Source organism: Teretinema zuelzerae, from assembly GCF_021021555.1.
Taxonomy (GTDB): Bacteria; Spirochaetota; Spirochaetia; order Treponematales; family Treponemataceae; genus Teretinema; species Teretinema zuelzerae.
Genome location: NZ_JAINWA010000003.1, coordinates 365,734 through 379,257 on the forward strand (window position 1 = coordinate 365,734; position 13,524 = coordinate 379,257).

13 protein-coding genes are annotated in these 13,524 nt (G+C 56.7%); 9 read left to right on the plus strand and 4 right to left on the minus strand.

Annotation, left to right across the window (positions count from 1 at the left end):
* Position 1: 1 nt before the first annotated feature.
* The 4 genes from K7J14_RS08950 to K7J14_RS08965 are packed head-to-tail and all read right to left on the minus strand — an operon-like array spanning position 2 to position 4,657.
* Positions 2-2,035, minus strand: coding sequence for an NHL repeat-containing protein (locus K7J14_RS08950; protein WP_230755435.1), 2,034 nt, complete (start codon positions 2,033-2,035; stop codon positions 2-4).
* The gene (locus tag K7J14_RS08955; protein WP_230755437.1) at positions 2,032-2,727 is read right to left on the minus strand and encodes a tetratricopeptide repeat protein; all 696 of its coding nucleotides are present in this window, start codon (positions 2,725-2,727) and stop codon (positions 2,032-2,034) included. The genes K7J14_RS08950 and K7J14_RS08955 overlap by 4 nt, the downstream gene beginning before the upstream one ends.
* Before the next feature lie 21 nt (positions 2,728-2,748).
* Entirely contained in the window at positions 2,749-3,486 is a 738-nt protein-coding gene (gene surE / locus K7J14_RS08960; RefSeq protein WP_230755439.1) for a 5'/3'-nucleotidase SurE, read from the minus strand.
* Positions 3,487-3,499: 13 nt separating this feature from the next.
* Complete coding sequence (locus K7J14_RS08965) at positions 3,500-4,657, minus strand: galactokinase (RefSeq protein ID WP_230755441.1); 1,158 nt, start codon at positions 4,655-4,657, stop codon at positions 3,500-3,502.
* Between the two features lie 61 nt (positions 4,658-4,718).
* On the opposite strand from K7J14_RS08965, the gene lnt reads away from it, so the two are divergent.
* From lnt to K7J14_RS09010, 9 genes are all read left to right on the plus strand, one after another.
* Positions 4,719-6,311 (plus strand): apolipoprotein N-acyltransferase, encoded by a 1,593-nt coding sequence (gene lnt / locus K7J14_RS08970; RefSeq protein WP_230755443.1) that lies wholly within the window; start codon positions 4,719-4,721, stop codon positions 6,309-6,311.
* A 57-nt stretch (positions 6,312-6,368) separates the two neighbouring features.
* Positions 6,369-7,385, plus strand: coding sequence for a biotin--[acetyl-CoA-carboxylase] ligase (locus K7J14_RS08975; protein WP_230755445.1), 1,017 nt, complete (start codon positions 6,369-6,371; stop codon positions 7,383-7,385).
* Positions 7,382-7,948, plus strand: a complete 567-nt coding sequence (locus tag K7J14_RS08980) for a biotin transporter BioY (RefSeq protein ID WP_230755447.1) — start codon at positions 7,382-7,384, stop codon at positions 7,946-7,948. Before K7J14_RS08975 ends, K7J14_RS08980 begins: the two co-directional genes overlap by 4 nt.
* Positions 7,941-8,681, plus strand: a complete 741-nt coding sequence (locus K7J14_RS08985) for an energy-coupling factor ABC transporter ATP-binding protein (protein ID WP_230755449.1) — start codon at positions 7,941-7,943, stop codon at positions 8,679-8,681. Before K7J14_RS08980 ends, K7J14_RS08985 begins: the two co-directional genes overlap by 8 nt.
* A complete protein-coding gene (locus K7J14_RS08990) occupies positions 8,678-9,343 on the plus strand; it encodes an energy-coupling factor transporter transmembrane component T family protein (RefSeq protein WP_230755451.1) in 666 nt (221 codons plus the stop codon). The genes K7J14_RS08985 and K7J14_RS08990 overlap by 4 nt, the downstream gene beginning before the upstream one ends.
* Before the next feature lie 150 nt (positions 9,344-9,493).
* Positions 9,494-9,964, plus strand: a complete 471-nt coding sequence (nrdR, locus tag K7J14_RS08995; protein ID WP_230755453.1) for a transcriptional regulator NrdR — start codon at positions 9,494-9,496, stop codon at positions 9,962-9,964.
* Complete coding sequence (locus tag K7J14_RS09000; RefSeq protein ID WP_230755462.1) at positions 9,951-12,080, plus strand: ribonucleoside triphosphate reductase; 2,130 nt, start codon at positions 9,951-9,953, stop codon at positions 12,078-12,080. The genes nrdR and K7J14_RS09000 overlap by 14 nt, the downstream gene beginning before the upstream one ends.
* Before the next feature lie 87 nt (positions 12,081-12,167).
* On the plus strand, positions 12,168-12,725 hold the full coding sequence (gene nrdD, locus K7J14_RS09005) for an anaerobic ribonucleoside-triphosphate reductase (protein WP_230755464.1): 558 nt from the start codon (positions 12,168-12,170) through the stop codon (positions 12,723-12,725).
* 12 nt (positions 12,726-12,737) lie between these two features.
* The gene (locus K7J14_RS09010) at positions 12,738-13,499 is read left to right on the plus strand and encodes a radical SAM protein (protein ID WP_230755466.1); all 762 of its coding nucleotides are present in this window, start codon (positions 12,738-12,740) and stop codon (positions 13,497-13,499) included.
* Positions 13,500-13,524 lie beyond the last annotated feature (25 nt).

The window sequence follows — 13,524 nt, forward strand, 5'->3', positions numbered from 1 at the left end:
GCTATTGAAGGGGAGCGAAATACCCCGTTTCGTCGCGTCCGGAGCGGTTCATCAAATAGGATTCGACCTCGACGGGAAGAAATCTTCTTCCAAAGTCGGTCGGGAGAGCCGAAGTATACGAAAGTACGTAGCAGCCGTTCGCCGCGGTGCGCAGTTGATCCACCGCGGCCGACAAGCCTTCGTTCCGCCATATATACCAGGATTTTCCGCCGGTCGCCGAAACGAGGTATTCATACTCTCCAGGCGGCGCGGCGCGGTCCAGATACACGGCGGAGAACACCACGCCGTTGTTTCCCATATTTGCGGCCAGATCGTTTAAGCCGTAGCGATTGAAGCCGTTCGGAGAAACTTCCCCCGTTGTAAGGAAAATGACTCCTCGCTTCTTTGCGCCCTTCACTAAATCGTTGACGGACAGCCTGAGCGCGAGATCGAAGGACCAGGACGGCGACGGCTCGTTGCCGAATGAAAGAAACTGAAAATTTCCCGCGTCGGGAGGTCCGGAACCTTCCTGTACGGGAATCTTCCCGGCGGAAATTATCCTGAGCGTTCCTTTTCCCTTCATCGCGGCCGCGATTTCCGCGATAGCGGATTTGATCTCCTCCTGAAAGGATAGCGAACGCTGAGATCGTTCCACGATCACCGTGATATCGGACGAATCTTCAAGATAGCCGGCTCCCATGAACTGAAAATCAGCAACCGGCCGTTTTTCCTCGGTTACGAAAAAATTGGCGGATTTCAAGCCGACCAGGGGATTTCTCGAACGATCCTCGACCCTGACTTCCAGCACAACCTTGGGAAAGGCATCGGAATGAACCCTGTCTATCTGAACGAATAAACCGCCCGCAAGATCGTTGGTGCGCGATACGATCTGCACGGTGTTTCCCTGATAATCGGCGAGAATCAGGTTTCCGTTCGCGTCGGGAGCCGCTCCCGTTATTCTCATGGGAGCGTTTCCAAGCCGCGATGCGTCGAAAGAGGCTCCTGAAGCCGGATCGACGACGAGCACGCGGTTTTTCAAGGCCGCCAGAAGATAGCCGTTCCACACGCGGAGCGATTCTGCTCCTTTGATGCTTCCCGCCGGCAACAGGGTTTCGCGGTAATTACCGGAAGTATCGAAGACATGGAGGGCGCCCGAAACGGAATCGGCTATGTAGAGCCGTCCTTCGAGGAACGCTATCCCGGCGGGCGCGGCGAAACCGGCAAAGGCAAAGCCGGCCGTGCCGAAGGAAAACAGGGGCTTCCCTTCAGGATCGTACACTCCTACCCGCGCGTTGCCGTAATCGGTGACGTAAAAATTTCCCGCGTCGTCCGCGGCGACAAATTGAGGGCCGGATAAATCGCCGAGCCCCCGGCCCTTTTTCCCGAAGGAGAAAAGAAAGGAGCCGGAGGGAGAAAGCACGCTTACCCGGTCTGCGGCGACTTCCGTCACGGCCAGACGGCCGTCTTTCAGGCGAATAATATCGAAGGGACGATCGAAGCCTCCGACGGGACCGCGGGACCGGTCCGCCACGATTCCGTTCACGTCGAATCTGAGAATTTCATTGGAACCGTAGGCCGCTATCCAAAAGGAGCCGTCGCTCAAGGGAGCGACCGAAACCGGTTGGCGGAACAATATCCCGTTTTCGTTTTTTGCCCGGATAGACGCTGTTTCAACGAAGGGAGGCGCGTCGATGAACGAAGGCCTCAGCGTTCTCCGCTCGCGGACCACTTCGATGCGGTTCGATAAAAGGGTTCCCCCGTAACCTGCGTCCAGGGCGAATTGCCACTGTTGCAAGGCGGCGCCTTCGACTCCGGTTCGAAAATAGGATTTGCCCAGCCAGTCGAGAATGAGAGGCTCTCCCGGTATGAAGGAAAGAGCTTTTTCGAACACCAGAACCGCGTCGTTGAACGCGCCGCGGTGAAAGGCCTGAACGCCGCGCCTGAATTCCTCTTCGGCGAAGGCCTTGTCCGAAGCGGAAGGAGCCTGCGCAAAAACGGACGCGTGAATAAGGCCGATGCAAGAAAAAACGAAAAGGGTTCGCACGAGTCTGTTCATCGTCTCGCTCCCGGTGAGTTGATCGAGTGTTCAAGTATCTCCCGGAGATGGGAGCCGATTATCTGATTGTCCGGGGCGAACTCGCGCGCGCGCCGGGTATGATTCTTCGCCTCCGGCGAGAGTCCCAGCTTGAAATACACCCATCCCAGCGAATCAAGGTACGCCGGGTTGTCGGGCGAAGAATCGAGGGCTTTTTTGCAGAAGGATAAGGCCCGGGTGAGATCCCTGCCGGTATCGGCCAGAACATAGCCCAGCCCGTTCAAGGCGGTCGCGTTCGCCGGTTCAAGGCTCAACGCCTTTTCGTACCACTCGATGGAGGAATCGACGTCTCCGGTCTCCCAGGCGATGTATCCGAGAGAACAGAAAACCTGAACCGACTCGTATCCGGAATCGATGAGTTTGCGCAGCTCGAAATCGGCCAGGCGGGTTCTGCCGGTAAGGGTGTAAATCACGGACAGAAGCATCCGGCACTGGTAGACCCTGGCGAGATCGGTATCCGCGGTGACGACCTGCTCAAGATACACGAGGGCGTCGTCGTGGCGCTCCAGGCGGGCATAGCACAATCCGATGTAATAGGCCAGTTCGAGGTTGTTTTCGGGTTTGCCCGAAGGCACCTCGAGAAAAGCCGCGAGAGCGTCCGTAAATTTGCGTTCCTTATATAACTGAATGCCTTTTTTCATCGTATCAGCCATGGCTCCCCCCGGATCGACCCATTATAAACGAAACAAACGCGCTTGACCCGCATCGGGCTCGAGCGCGAACGGTTGGGACGCGATACGGGAAATCGACACGCAGCCCGACTCCACCGCTTCGAAATCGCTCTTTTCATCTCCGTCCGTTTGAATGTCTCCGCCCCTGAAGAAACTGTATTTGCAGCCGTCAGGCCCGTCGTGCATCAAGATGCTGTCACGGTAATCACGGCGGGAGACTCCGGTCATGCGGACGCCCGCGTATTCAGAGATTGAAGGCGCGTTCACATTTACGAACACATCCCGGGCGCACAACGACAGTAAAGCGCTGAGATTGTCGCGTATGAAGCCGGCGAGCGGCTGCCAGAGATATTCGTCCGTTTTGCTCACGAGGCTCACCGCTATCCCCGGAATTCCCGCGAACGAAGCTTGGCGGGCGGCGGCGGCCGTTCCCGAGTAGACTATGTCGGTGCCGAGGTTCGCGCCGCGGTTAATGCCTGAAACGATTGCATCGGGAATACAGGGCATGATGCCCTGGGAGCCGGTGATGGAACAGTCGACGGGCAGTCCGGTGCAGGAAAACTCTTTCGGACCGGATTGCTTAAAGCGCAGCGGTTCGTCCATGGTGATGCCGTGGGACACGCCCGAACGGTTCATCGATGGAGCCACGATCCACACGTCGTGATCCCGGGAGAGAGCAGAAGCGAGAACCTGCAAACCTTCAGAACTGAGCCCGTCGTCGTTGGTAACCAGAATATTCATAGGGCTCAGTATATCATAAAACCCGGGCGCCGCCAGCGGGCGCGACGATATGGCGGACCGGCTTGAAACCGAATATCCGTTCGTATTCCTCGGTGCGCTGGATATACACTGCCGCGTTTTCTTTGGGAACGATGGCGTAGGTGCAGCCGCCGAAGCCCCGTCCGGTCATGCGGGAGCACACCAGATCCGGCTGATCCGGAACGATGAACTCCAGAGCCCGCTTGACCAGCCAGTCGAGTTCCGGGCAGGAAATCTCGAAGCGGTCGCGCAGGCCTTCATGGGAGCGGTTGACGATCCGCGAAAAACCGAAGAGATCTCCGGCTTGGAGTGCGTTTACAGCCTCCCGCACGCTCTCGGATTCCCGTATGATGAAGATAACCCGGCGGCGAACCGATTCGGGAATCGATACGATTTCTTCCAGAATCTCTTCCGTCAATTGGTTAAAATCTGCAGGCGCGTCCGGATCCATTTTCACCGTCTCGTAAGCCCGTATGCACTCCTGTATTCTCCGGTTCAGCTCCTCGCGGGCGAGGAGGCGGGGAACGCTCGTGTCGGTGAGCACGATGGAATAGTTTTCGGAGGGAAACGCGATGAGTTCGGCCGTCACCCGGTTATGGTCTGTTTTTACGCAATAGCCTTCCCGCGCGGAAAGGGCGCACAGAATATCGGCCCGATGGGCGTAGGTTTTCAGGAAATGAGTGTTGGCGCGCTCCAGGATGGCGACGAGGACTGCTTCTTCCAGATCGGGAGCGTAGAGTTTGCGCAGAACGAGGGCGGTCGCCACTTTCAACGCGTTCGGCGTGCCGAGGCCGGCGTCGGCGGGAATCTCGGAAAGGATGGTGAAATTCAAGCCGGGTATCTGGATGCCGTATTCCATGAAGGAAGAAATCACGGCCTTCACGGAGTTAGCCCAGCGGTCTTCCTTGCGGTATTTCAGGTTCGATGCGGATATTTTCTTCCGTTCGTTGAGAGCCACGGAGTACAACCGGTAATTGGAATCCGTCCGGTGAGACACGCCGACAAAAAGCTCATGATTTATAGCCATCGAAAGGGTGTTTCCCCGGGCGAACCAGGTATGCTCACCCAGCAGGTGAAAACGTCCCGGTACAGCGGCCATCGCCTCCGGTTCGGTCTCAAATTCGCTGACATGGAAGGGCACAATTTTCTGCATAGCACTATAATATGGTCAATATTGAAACAATTCAACAAAAAACAGTAAAATAGATTCAATTATGACCCTACCAACCGCTCTTTTCATGACGGTCCTTTCGGCCGGTCTTCTGGTGCTGTCCATTCCGAACGAACTCATGCCCTTAGGTTCGTTTTCGATCGGCCTGATCGCGCTGGCCCCTCTCTATCTGGCTCTTCTCGGCAACAAAGGGAAAAGCCGCGCCGGATTGATGGGCGGACTGTTGATGCTGCTAGTGCATCTGGGGTCGAGCTTTTGGCTCGCGTACTTTAAGGAATTCGCGATATTCACCCTGGGGGCCTCGGCTCTCGGCTGTTTTCTCATCGGCGTACCGGCGGGCTTTGTATTCCGCTCGAGCGTAAAAATACGGCGTCCGTTGCGTCCCTTTCTGTTCGCGGCAGCGTGGACTGTGTGGGAATGGGGAAAATCGATCGGTTTTCTGGCCTACCCCTGGGGAACGGTGTCGATGTCCGCGCACCGGGCCTTGATTCCGGCTCAGATCGCGGAAATCACCGGCACCTGGGGAATATCCTATCTCATGGCTCTATTCTCCGCGGTTTTTGCCGAATGCGTATTCTCTGTCGCTTCAGGATCGATCAGAAACGATCTGAAGCGCAGCGCACCGCTTTTTAAAACGCTCGCGTTCTCCGCCTTTCTCTGGGGCGCGGCACTCTGCTTCGGTTCTTACCGGCTCGTCGCCCCCCGCTCGCCGTCCGGAACGCTCGCGGTGACCCTTGTGCAGCAAAACGCCGATTCGTGGGCCGACGGCGGGGCGAAAAAGGCGATGGAGACATCGCAGCGGCTGACGGGAGAATCCATCGCCGCCGCGGGCAAAAAGCCCGATCTCATCGTGTGGAGCGAGTCCACCCTTCCCTTTCCCTTCGCCGAATACCGGAACCGGTTCAAGCGCTTTCCTGAATCTTACCCCTTTCTGGATTTCTTGAAGGATACCGATGTTCCCCTCCTTGTCGGCGCTCCGGTGGTAGTGGACGAGGAAAACTGGGGGCTCTCGAATTCGGCCGTTCTCATTTCTCCTGAAGGAGTCGTGACTGATTGGCACGCAAAGGTTCAGCTGGTGCCCTTCGCCGAGTACATGCCCTTCACGGAATACGAGTGGGTGAGGAATTTCTTCGACGCCCTCGTCGGTTTCTCGCGAGGCTGGGTTCCCGGAACGAAGATCAAAAGCCTTGTTCTGCATACCGAAAATGCCGGAACCGTGCGCTTCGCCGCGCCCATTTGCTTCGAGGACGCGTTTTCTTCGCTGGTTGCCGGCTTCCATAATACCGGGAGCAACCTCCTCATAAACATGACGAACGACTCATGGTCGAAAACCGACAGCGCCGAATATCAGCACCACGCCGCGGCTCTCTTCCGGGCGATAGAACTTCGAACGACGCTTATCAGATCGACGAACGCCGGCTATTCGACCGTCATAAACGCCGAAGGCAGAATACTCGCCGATATGCCCCTGTTCGCAGAGGCCGCGATCACCGTCGACGCTCCTCTGTATCAGAACCGAACGACCTTCTACGCCCGATTCGGGAACTGGCTCCCCGCCCTCCTGGCTCTCGCCCTGATATTCGTTTTTATTTTCGTTCCGGAAACCCGAAAAAGAACTGTCCTTTTGGAAAAATGAAACAACGCCCCCTATTTATTGACACTTTCCGCCTCTTTCGTTAACCTGTTTTCATAAATGGTTAACAACAACTATTCCGACACTTCTGTATCCCAGCCGATGAAACACGGCTCGTCTGAAAGCGCGGCCGAAGGCCGCGGAAAGAACACCCGGGCGAAGGTCCTGGACATGCTGAGAAGCGCCGCGGGTGGCATCTCAGGCGAAGCAATGGCGGCCCAAATCGGAGTCAGCCGCGTAGCAGTGTGGAAGGCCGTCAAGGGACTGTGCGAGGCGGGATACGAAATAGCGGGAAATCCCGAAGGCTATGCGCTGGTGCGCGATAAGACGGACAGCATCGACGAATGGGAGTTCGGAGCGGACGCCCCGCGCTTTCGCCATCTTGAATCGACCGACTCGACGATGAACCGCGCGTTCGACGAGGCGCTCCGGGGAGCCGCGCACGGATTGGTGGTCACCGCCGACAGACAGCTCACCGGGCGGGGCATGTCCGGGAAAGCCTGGAATTCTGCCGCGGGCGGGCTTTTTTTCACGATTGTTACGCGGCCCGGACTCGCCGTATGGGATTCCCACCGCATGGTCATGGCGGCCCAGTGCGCCGCCGCAGAGGCTGTCCGCTCGGCGACGGGAGTCGAGTGTTCTCTGGATTGGCCGAACGATCTGCTTGTCGGATCAGGCAAAATCGGAGGAATTCTCGGAGAAGGACTGTTTTCAGGAACCACCCTGTCCTTCATGAATCTGGGGGTTGGCATCAATACCGGCGAACGTCCGGACATGCCCGGCACAGGCGCCGTAAACGGCGGCAGAAAAGAAATTCTCGATTTCTTTTTGAAAAATTTCGATCGCATTGATCCCGAGTCTCCCGGCCTCGCCTCGCGCTGGAATTCGAAGTGCCCGCGGATCGGACAGAGCATAATCGGGAAAACAGTCGGCGGCGCCCGGGTAGAAGGAGCTTTTCTCGGCATCGATGAAGCAGGACGCGCGCGGATACGGGAAGATAAAGACACAGGCGGTTATGGAGAACGGCTTTTTTCGCCGGGTTCCTTATCAATAGAAACAAAAGGATGGAGAAGATGAATCAACTCAAGACCAGCACCCTCAAATCGGTGTTCACCGCGGTATTCGCGGCTCTCATTTGCGCAGGATCGATTATGGCCGTGCCGATAGGGCCTGTCCCGATAGTCCTGCAAAACGCCTTCGCGGTATTGGCGGGCCTCCTGCTCGGACCGGTCCAGGGAGCCGGGGCGGTGGGACTCTTCCTCATCGCGGGGATGATCGGGCTTCCGGTATTCTCAGGCGGTAAAAGCGGATTCGCCGTGATCGCAGGGCCTACGGGCGGATACCTCGCAGGATACTTCATCGCCGCTCTTATCGGCGGCTACGCGGTGCAGCGCGCGTCCAAGGACAATCCGAAGCAAGCGCTTCCGATAATAATCAGCGCGTCGATAGCGGCCTTCGCCTGCATTTACATACCGGGAGTCCTCGTGCTGAAGAGGAGCCTCTCCTTGAGCCTCGCGGACGCGATCGCGAAGGGATTCATACCCTTTCTCATCGGCGACGCCGTGAAGATCGTCGCAATCGTTCCGATAACCCTGAAGCTCCGGCCGATAGTGGCGAGATATTTGTCCCAGGATGATTAAGCTGGATAACCTCAGGCGACGCTTTCCGGGGCAGGATAAGGACGCGCTGAAGGGCGCGACCTTCTCGGTACGGGACGGCGAGTTCGTCGTCATCGGCGGGGCGAACGGCTCCGGAAAAAGCGTGCTCATGCACCTGATAGCCTCCCTCGACAAGCCGACTTCAGGCATAGTCTCCTGCACGGACGCCGAAGGAAGGCCTGCTCGCGTGGGCCTCGTGTTCCAGGACGCGGACGCGCAGATTCTCGGCGACACCCCGCTTGAGGACGTTTCCGTGGGACCGAAGAACCTCGGCTTCTCCCGAACGGAAGCCGCCGCTATCGCGCGCGGGGCTCTCGCGCGTGCCGGTCTCGAAGGAAAGGAAGGCTTTCCCGCGAGAAGCCTTTCAGGAGGAGAAAAGAGGAGGCTCGCCGTCGCGGGGATTCTCGCGCTAGACGCCCCGATAATCATCCTTGACGAGCCGTACGCGAATCTCGACTGGCCCGGAGTCGCCCAGGTAAACGGAATAATCAGGCAACTGAAAAACGAAGGACGGACAGTCATCGTGCTTACCCACGAGCTTGAAAAGGTGCTGGCTCTCGCCGACCGGCTGATGGTTCTCTATCAGGGAGAAATCGTGTGGGACGGGGAACCCCGGGAGGGACTGCGGAGCGCTCCGCTTGAAAAGTGGGGAATACGAAATCCGCTTGCCTCGTATTCGGGCGTCCAGGATCTTCTGTGGGAGTCCGGCGTATGAAATCCGGCCATCTTTTTTCCTATAATACAGCCGAAACTCCCATCCACCGCCTGCCCGCGCTTTTAAAGCTCGCCTGCGTTACCGCTTTAACGGCGGGGGTGTTCTTTTTTCCCGCGGCAGCTCTCGCGGGAGCGACCGTTTTTCTGGCCGTTTCGGCCGTTATCGCGATGATCGGCCTTGATCGCGCCGCTGCCCTGGCAAAAACGTTCGCCGGATACAGCCTCTTTATCGTTCTGGTCCGCTTCCTTAAAATCCCGGAGAGCACTGAAACCCTCGTCCCGGAATTGCGGGATACCCTGCTCTATCTGTGGCGCCTCTTCCTCGCCCTCGGCTTTGGAACGATTCTCTACGCCACCACTTCCGCGCTCGAATTGCGCAACGCCCTGGAAGACCTGCAGAATTCGATATACTCGCGTCTGAAATGTTCCGCCTTTTTGCCGGACATCGCGTTTTCGCTCTCGCTCACGATCGCCTTCATCCCGAGAATTTTCGATCTTTGGCAGGAAATCAATCTCGCCTGGAACGCCCGGGGAGGCGGCCGTTCGCGAAGCCCGGCAGCCGTATACAGGCGTATTGCTTCCCTTGTGCCCCTGCTGCTCATTCGCCTCCTCGACGCGGCAGCCCGCACCGAGCGCGCCATCCGCAACCGCAAGCCTCTGTAGCGAGAAACCGTTTCTTCAGGAAGAGTCAAGCTCTCTTCACCACAAAAAATTCCCTATAAATCTCATTGTCAAACACCAGCAATGGTGTTATAGTGAGTCTTGTTGTTCAGATACACCATATCTGGCACACTACAGATAGAGGTAATAAAGATGAGATGTCCCCACTGCGGGAGTTTTGACGACAAGGTCATAGAATCGAGAACCCTTGCAAACGGAGACAGCATACGGCGCAGACGGGAATGCATCGGCTGCGGCTACCGTTTCACCAGCTATGAACGGATAGAAGAAAAACAGTTCATGGTGGTAAAACGGGACGGAAGACGCCAGCCCTTCGACCGGAAAAAACTGGAGCATGGAATCCAGCGGGCCCTGGAAAAAAGACCCGTCTCCGGCATGACGATAGAAAACATCGTTAACGAGATAGAGGACCAGGCGGTGATGGCGGGCAAGGCCATCCACGAAATCCCGACCTCCGATCTTGGAGAAATGGTGCTCGCGAAGCTCTCGGCGGTCGATAAGGTGGCCTATATCAGGTTCGCCTCGGTATACCGGCATTTTGAAAATATGGATGAATTCATAGCGGAAGTTAATAAAGTGGGAGGCGAACATGGCAGCATCTGAATCTACGGAACAAACTCAGGGAGTTTTCCCCGAATGGAAGCATTTTCTCGGCACCTCGAAGGACCCGGAGACGCAATCGTTCATCCGCAACGTTGTAAAACGATCCGGAGAAATCACCTCCTACGATAGATCAAAGATAGAAAACGCCGTCGGGAAGGCCCTGGCCGCCGTAAAAGGCGCGGCTGATCCCGACCGCGCGAAGGAACTCACCGACAGAGTCGAGGAGCGCCTTCGCGTCATGATGGCCGGCAGGCACTCCCACTCCATCCCCGCGATCGAGGAAATTCAGGATATTGTAGAAAGCGTATTGATCGAAGAGAAGGAAGTCCAGGTTGCGAAAGCCTACATCCTCTATCGAGCGCGACACGACGCAATCCGCGACGCGGAAAAACTCCTCCTCGACATCGACGAGACGATGGACGGATACCTCAGCCAGGCGGATTGGCGCGTAAAGGAAAACGCGAACGTCAATTATTCGCTCGGAGGCCTCATACTCCACAACTCGGGAACGATAACCGCGAACTATTGGCTCAAGAACATATACCCCGAAGAAGTGGCCGAGGCTCATAAAAGCGCGGCCTTCCACATCCACGATCTATCGATGTTCTCGGGATATTGCGCGGGATGGTCGATCCGCCAGCTCATCGCGGAAGGCCTCGGCGGTGTTCCCGACAAAATCACCTCGAAACCGGCTCGGCATCTTTCGACCCTCATACAGCAGATAGTCAACTTTCTGGGCATCATGCAGAACGAATGGGCGGGAGCCCAGGCATTCAGCTCCTTCGACACCTATCTCGCTCCCTTCGTTAAAAAGGACAGCCTTACGGACAAGGAAGTAAAGCAGTGTCTGCAGAGCTTCATTTACGGAGTCAATACGCCGAGCAGATGGGGAAGCCAGGCGCCGTTCACGAACATCACGCTCGACTGGAACTGCCCGCTTGATCTGGCTTCCAAGCCCGCTGTGGTCGCCGGCGAGGACATGCCCTTCACCTACGGCGAATGCCAGACTGAAATGGACCGAATCAACCGCGTGTTCATCGAGCTTATGCTCGAAGGAGACGCGGCGGGACGCGGTTTCCAGTATCCCATTCCGACCTATAACATCACGGCCGACTTCGACTGGTCGAGCCCGAACGCTCAGCTTCTGTTCGAGATGACGGCCCGATACGGAACCCCGTATTTCCAGAACTTCCTCAATTCGGATTTGAACCCCAGCGATGTGCGCTCCATGTGCTGCAGGCTCCAGCTCGATAAGCGGGAGCTCCGCAAGCGAGGAGGAGGACTGTTCGGCTCGGACGAGTTCACCGGCTCGATCGGCGTAGTCACCATAAACATGCCGCAAATCGCCTATCTTTCACGCACAGAGTCCGAGTACTTCTCGAGGCTCGACTTTTTGATGGAACAGGCGAAGATCAGCCTTCAGCTCAAGCGCAAAGTAATCGAACGCCTGCTCGAGGGAGGTCTTTTTCCCTACACCCGGCGATACCTTACCCATCTCAACAACCACTTCTCTACCATCGGAATCTGCGGCATGAACGAGTCGTGCCTCAATTTCCTGGGCGTCGACATCGTCAACCCGCGAGGCAAGGCTTTCGCCGAAAAGGTGTTGATGCACATGAGGCAGAAACTGGCCGATTTCCAGGAACAAACCGGAGACCTGTTCAATCTCGAGGCGACTCCCGCAGAAAGCACCTCGTACCGCCTCGCGCGCCACGACAAGAAAAAATATCCGGACATCATCGTCTCGGGAGACGCCGATCCCTTCTATACGAATTCGAGCCAGTTGCCGGTGCAGTACACCAGCGACATATTCGAAGCCCTGGATCACCAGGAATCGCTTCAAACGAAGTATACCGGCGGAACCGTGTTCCACATCTATCTCGGCGAAGCGGTCAAGGACTGGGAATCATGCCGGGACTTGGTCAAATCGGTCGCGGCGAACTACCGGATACCCTATTTCTCGGTATCCCCGACTTTCTCGGTATGCCCCATACACGGCTATATCAACGGGGAGCATTTCGAGTGCCCGACCTGCAAGGCCGAGCGCGAGGAAGTGCTGGCGATGCGGCTTTCCGAGCTTGAACTCGAACGAAAAACCGCGGAAAAAAGCGTATAAGCGCGCAATGAAAACACGCAGATTCTGTTCGGGCTGTCAGCAAGCGAACAGGATCGAAAAAATAAAAACGTCCCGGGAGGGGAAAGTATGAGAACAGTAACAGAGATCGACGCCGACATCGCGAGGGTCAGGGCAGAGATGCAGAACGTGCATGGAACCACGACGGAAGTCTATGCGCGGATCGTCGGATACTATCGATCGGTGCGGAACTGGAACCGCGGAAAACGTGAAGAATATAATCACAGGAAATTGTTCATCGCCGATGAACAAAGAATTGAAGAACATATGGGCGCTTTCGACCTCGTCCAGGTTCCCGGAAAGAACAGCAACGCCGTAATTTCGGAAACCTGCGCTATTGAAACTGCTCAGGCGGAAGGCGAGGCGCGCTACGAACTGTATGTGCGGAAAACCTGTCCGAACTGCCCCCCGGTAAAAGAATGCTGTACATCCCTGCCCCTCTCCGGCGAACAGATCGACGTGGACACTCCCGAAGGATTCGCCCGCGCGTCTGCGCTGGGGGTGTTTTCGGCGCCGACGGTGATCTTCTTCGATCAGTCGGGGCATGAAACCGGCAGGGCCCATTCCGTTAAAGAAATCCGTTCGCTGTCGAACGCGTACGCGGGCGAACCGGTTCTCTCCTTTTAAGGCGACTGCGCTATGAAAGTCGGGCTTTTAAAAACAAGCCTGGTAAATTTTCCGGGCCGCGTTTGCGCGGCCGTTTTTTTACCCGGATGCAATCTTCGCTGTCCATTCTGCCACAACGGCGAGCTCGCTTGCGCCCCGGTCGCTACAGGACCGTCCGGCGGAACCGGGGAAACGGAATCCTATGTGGAGATTGAGGAAGCGTATGCCCATCTTGAAAAGAGATCCAGGGTTTTAGGCGGTCTTGCGATCTCGGGCGGCGAGCCCTTTTTATCCCCCGCCCTGCCGGATCTGATACGAAAAGCCCGCAATCTCGGCCTGCAAGTCAAAATCGATACGAACGGTACGCTCACGGACAGGCTGAAAACCTTTCTCGCGGACCCTGAACTGAGGCCGGATATGATAGCGGTGGATGTGAAAACCTCTCTCAGCCGATACGGAGAATTAGCTATCGAAGAACGCGCAGGACCGCGGTTGGCCGAAGAATTGCAGAAAACGCTTCAAATACTGAAGGACGAAGCGTTGCGCGGCGGCAACGCCTCTCGCCCGCTTCGCGTAGAATACCGCACGGTATTGGTACCCGGTCTTGTCGGAGAAAAAGAATTAAGGGAAATAGCGTCTCTGCTTCCCGAATCGGCCGACTGGGAACTGGCGGGCTTTATAAGCGGAGTCTGCCTCGATCCGGCATGGAACGAGAAAACGCCGTACGGACCGGAAGAAACCCGCCGCCTCGCCTCCCTTGCCCAAAGCCTCATTCCCGGAGCAAAACTGAGATAATCAGTTCTTCCCGTAGAATGGATCG

Bases quoted from the DNA above. Each gene is read 5' to 3' on its own strand.
- K7J14_RS09000 (WP_230755462.1), top strand. From the start codon at position 9,951: ATGGCAGCATCTGAATCTACGGAACAAACTCAGGGAGTTTTCCCCGAA.
- K7J14_RS08975 (WP_230755445.1), top strand. From the start codon at position 6,369: ATGGTTAACAACAACTATTCCGACACTTCTGTATCCCAGCCGATGAAA.
- K7J14_RS08955 (WP_230755437.1), bottom strand. From the start codon at position 2,727: ATGGCTGATACGATGAAAAAAGGCATTCAGTTATATAAGGAACGCAAA.
- K7J14_RS08990 (WP_230755451.1), top strand. From the start codon at position 8,678: ATGAAATCCGGCCATCTTTTTTCCTATAATACAGCCGAAACTCCCATC.
- K7J14_RS08950 (WP_230755435.1), bottom strand. From the start codon at position 2,035: ATGAACAGACTCGTGCGAACCCTTTTCGTTTTTTCTTGCATCGGCCTT.
- K7J14_RS08965 (WP_230755441.1), bottom strand. From the start codon at position 4,657: ATGCAGAAAATTGTGCCCTTCCATGTCAGCGAATTTGAGACCGAACCG.
- surE (WP_230755439.1), bottom strand. From the start codon at position 3,486: ATGAATATTCTGGTTACCAACGACGACGGGCTCAGTTCTGAAGGTTTG.
- K7J14_RS09010 (WP_230755466.1), top strand. From the start codon at position 12,738: ATGAAAGTCGGGCTTTTAAAAACAAGCCTGGTAAATTTTCCGGGCCGC.
- K7J14_RS08985 (WP_230755449.1), top strand. From the start codon at position 7,941: ATGATTAAGCTGGATAACCTCAGGCGACGCTTTCCGGGGCAGGATAAG.
- lnt (WP_230755443.1), top strand. From the start codon at position 4,719: ATGACCCTACCAACCGCTCTTTTCATGACGGTCCTTTCGGCCGGTCTT.
- nrdR (WP_230755453.1), top strand. From the start codon at position 9,494: ATGAGATGTCCCCACTGCGGGAGTTTTGACGACAAGGTCATAGAATCG.
- K7J14_RS08980 (WP_230755447.1), top strand. From the start codon at position 7,382: ATGAATCAACTCAAGACCAGCACCCTCAAATCGGTGTTCACCGCGGTA.
- nrdD (WP_230755464.1), top strand. From the start codon at position 12,168: ATGAGAACAGTAACAGAGATCGACGCCGACATCGCGAGGGTCAGGGCA.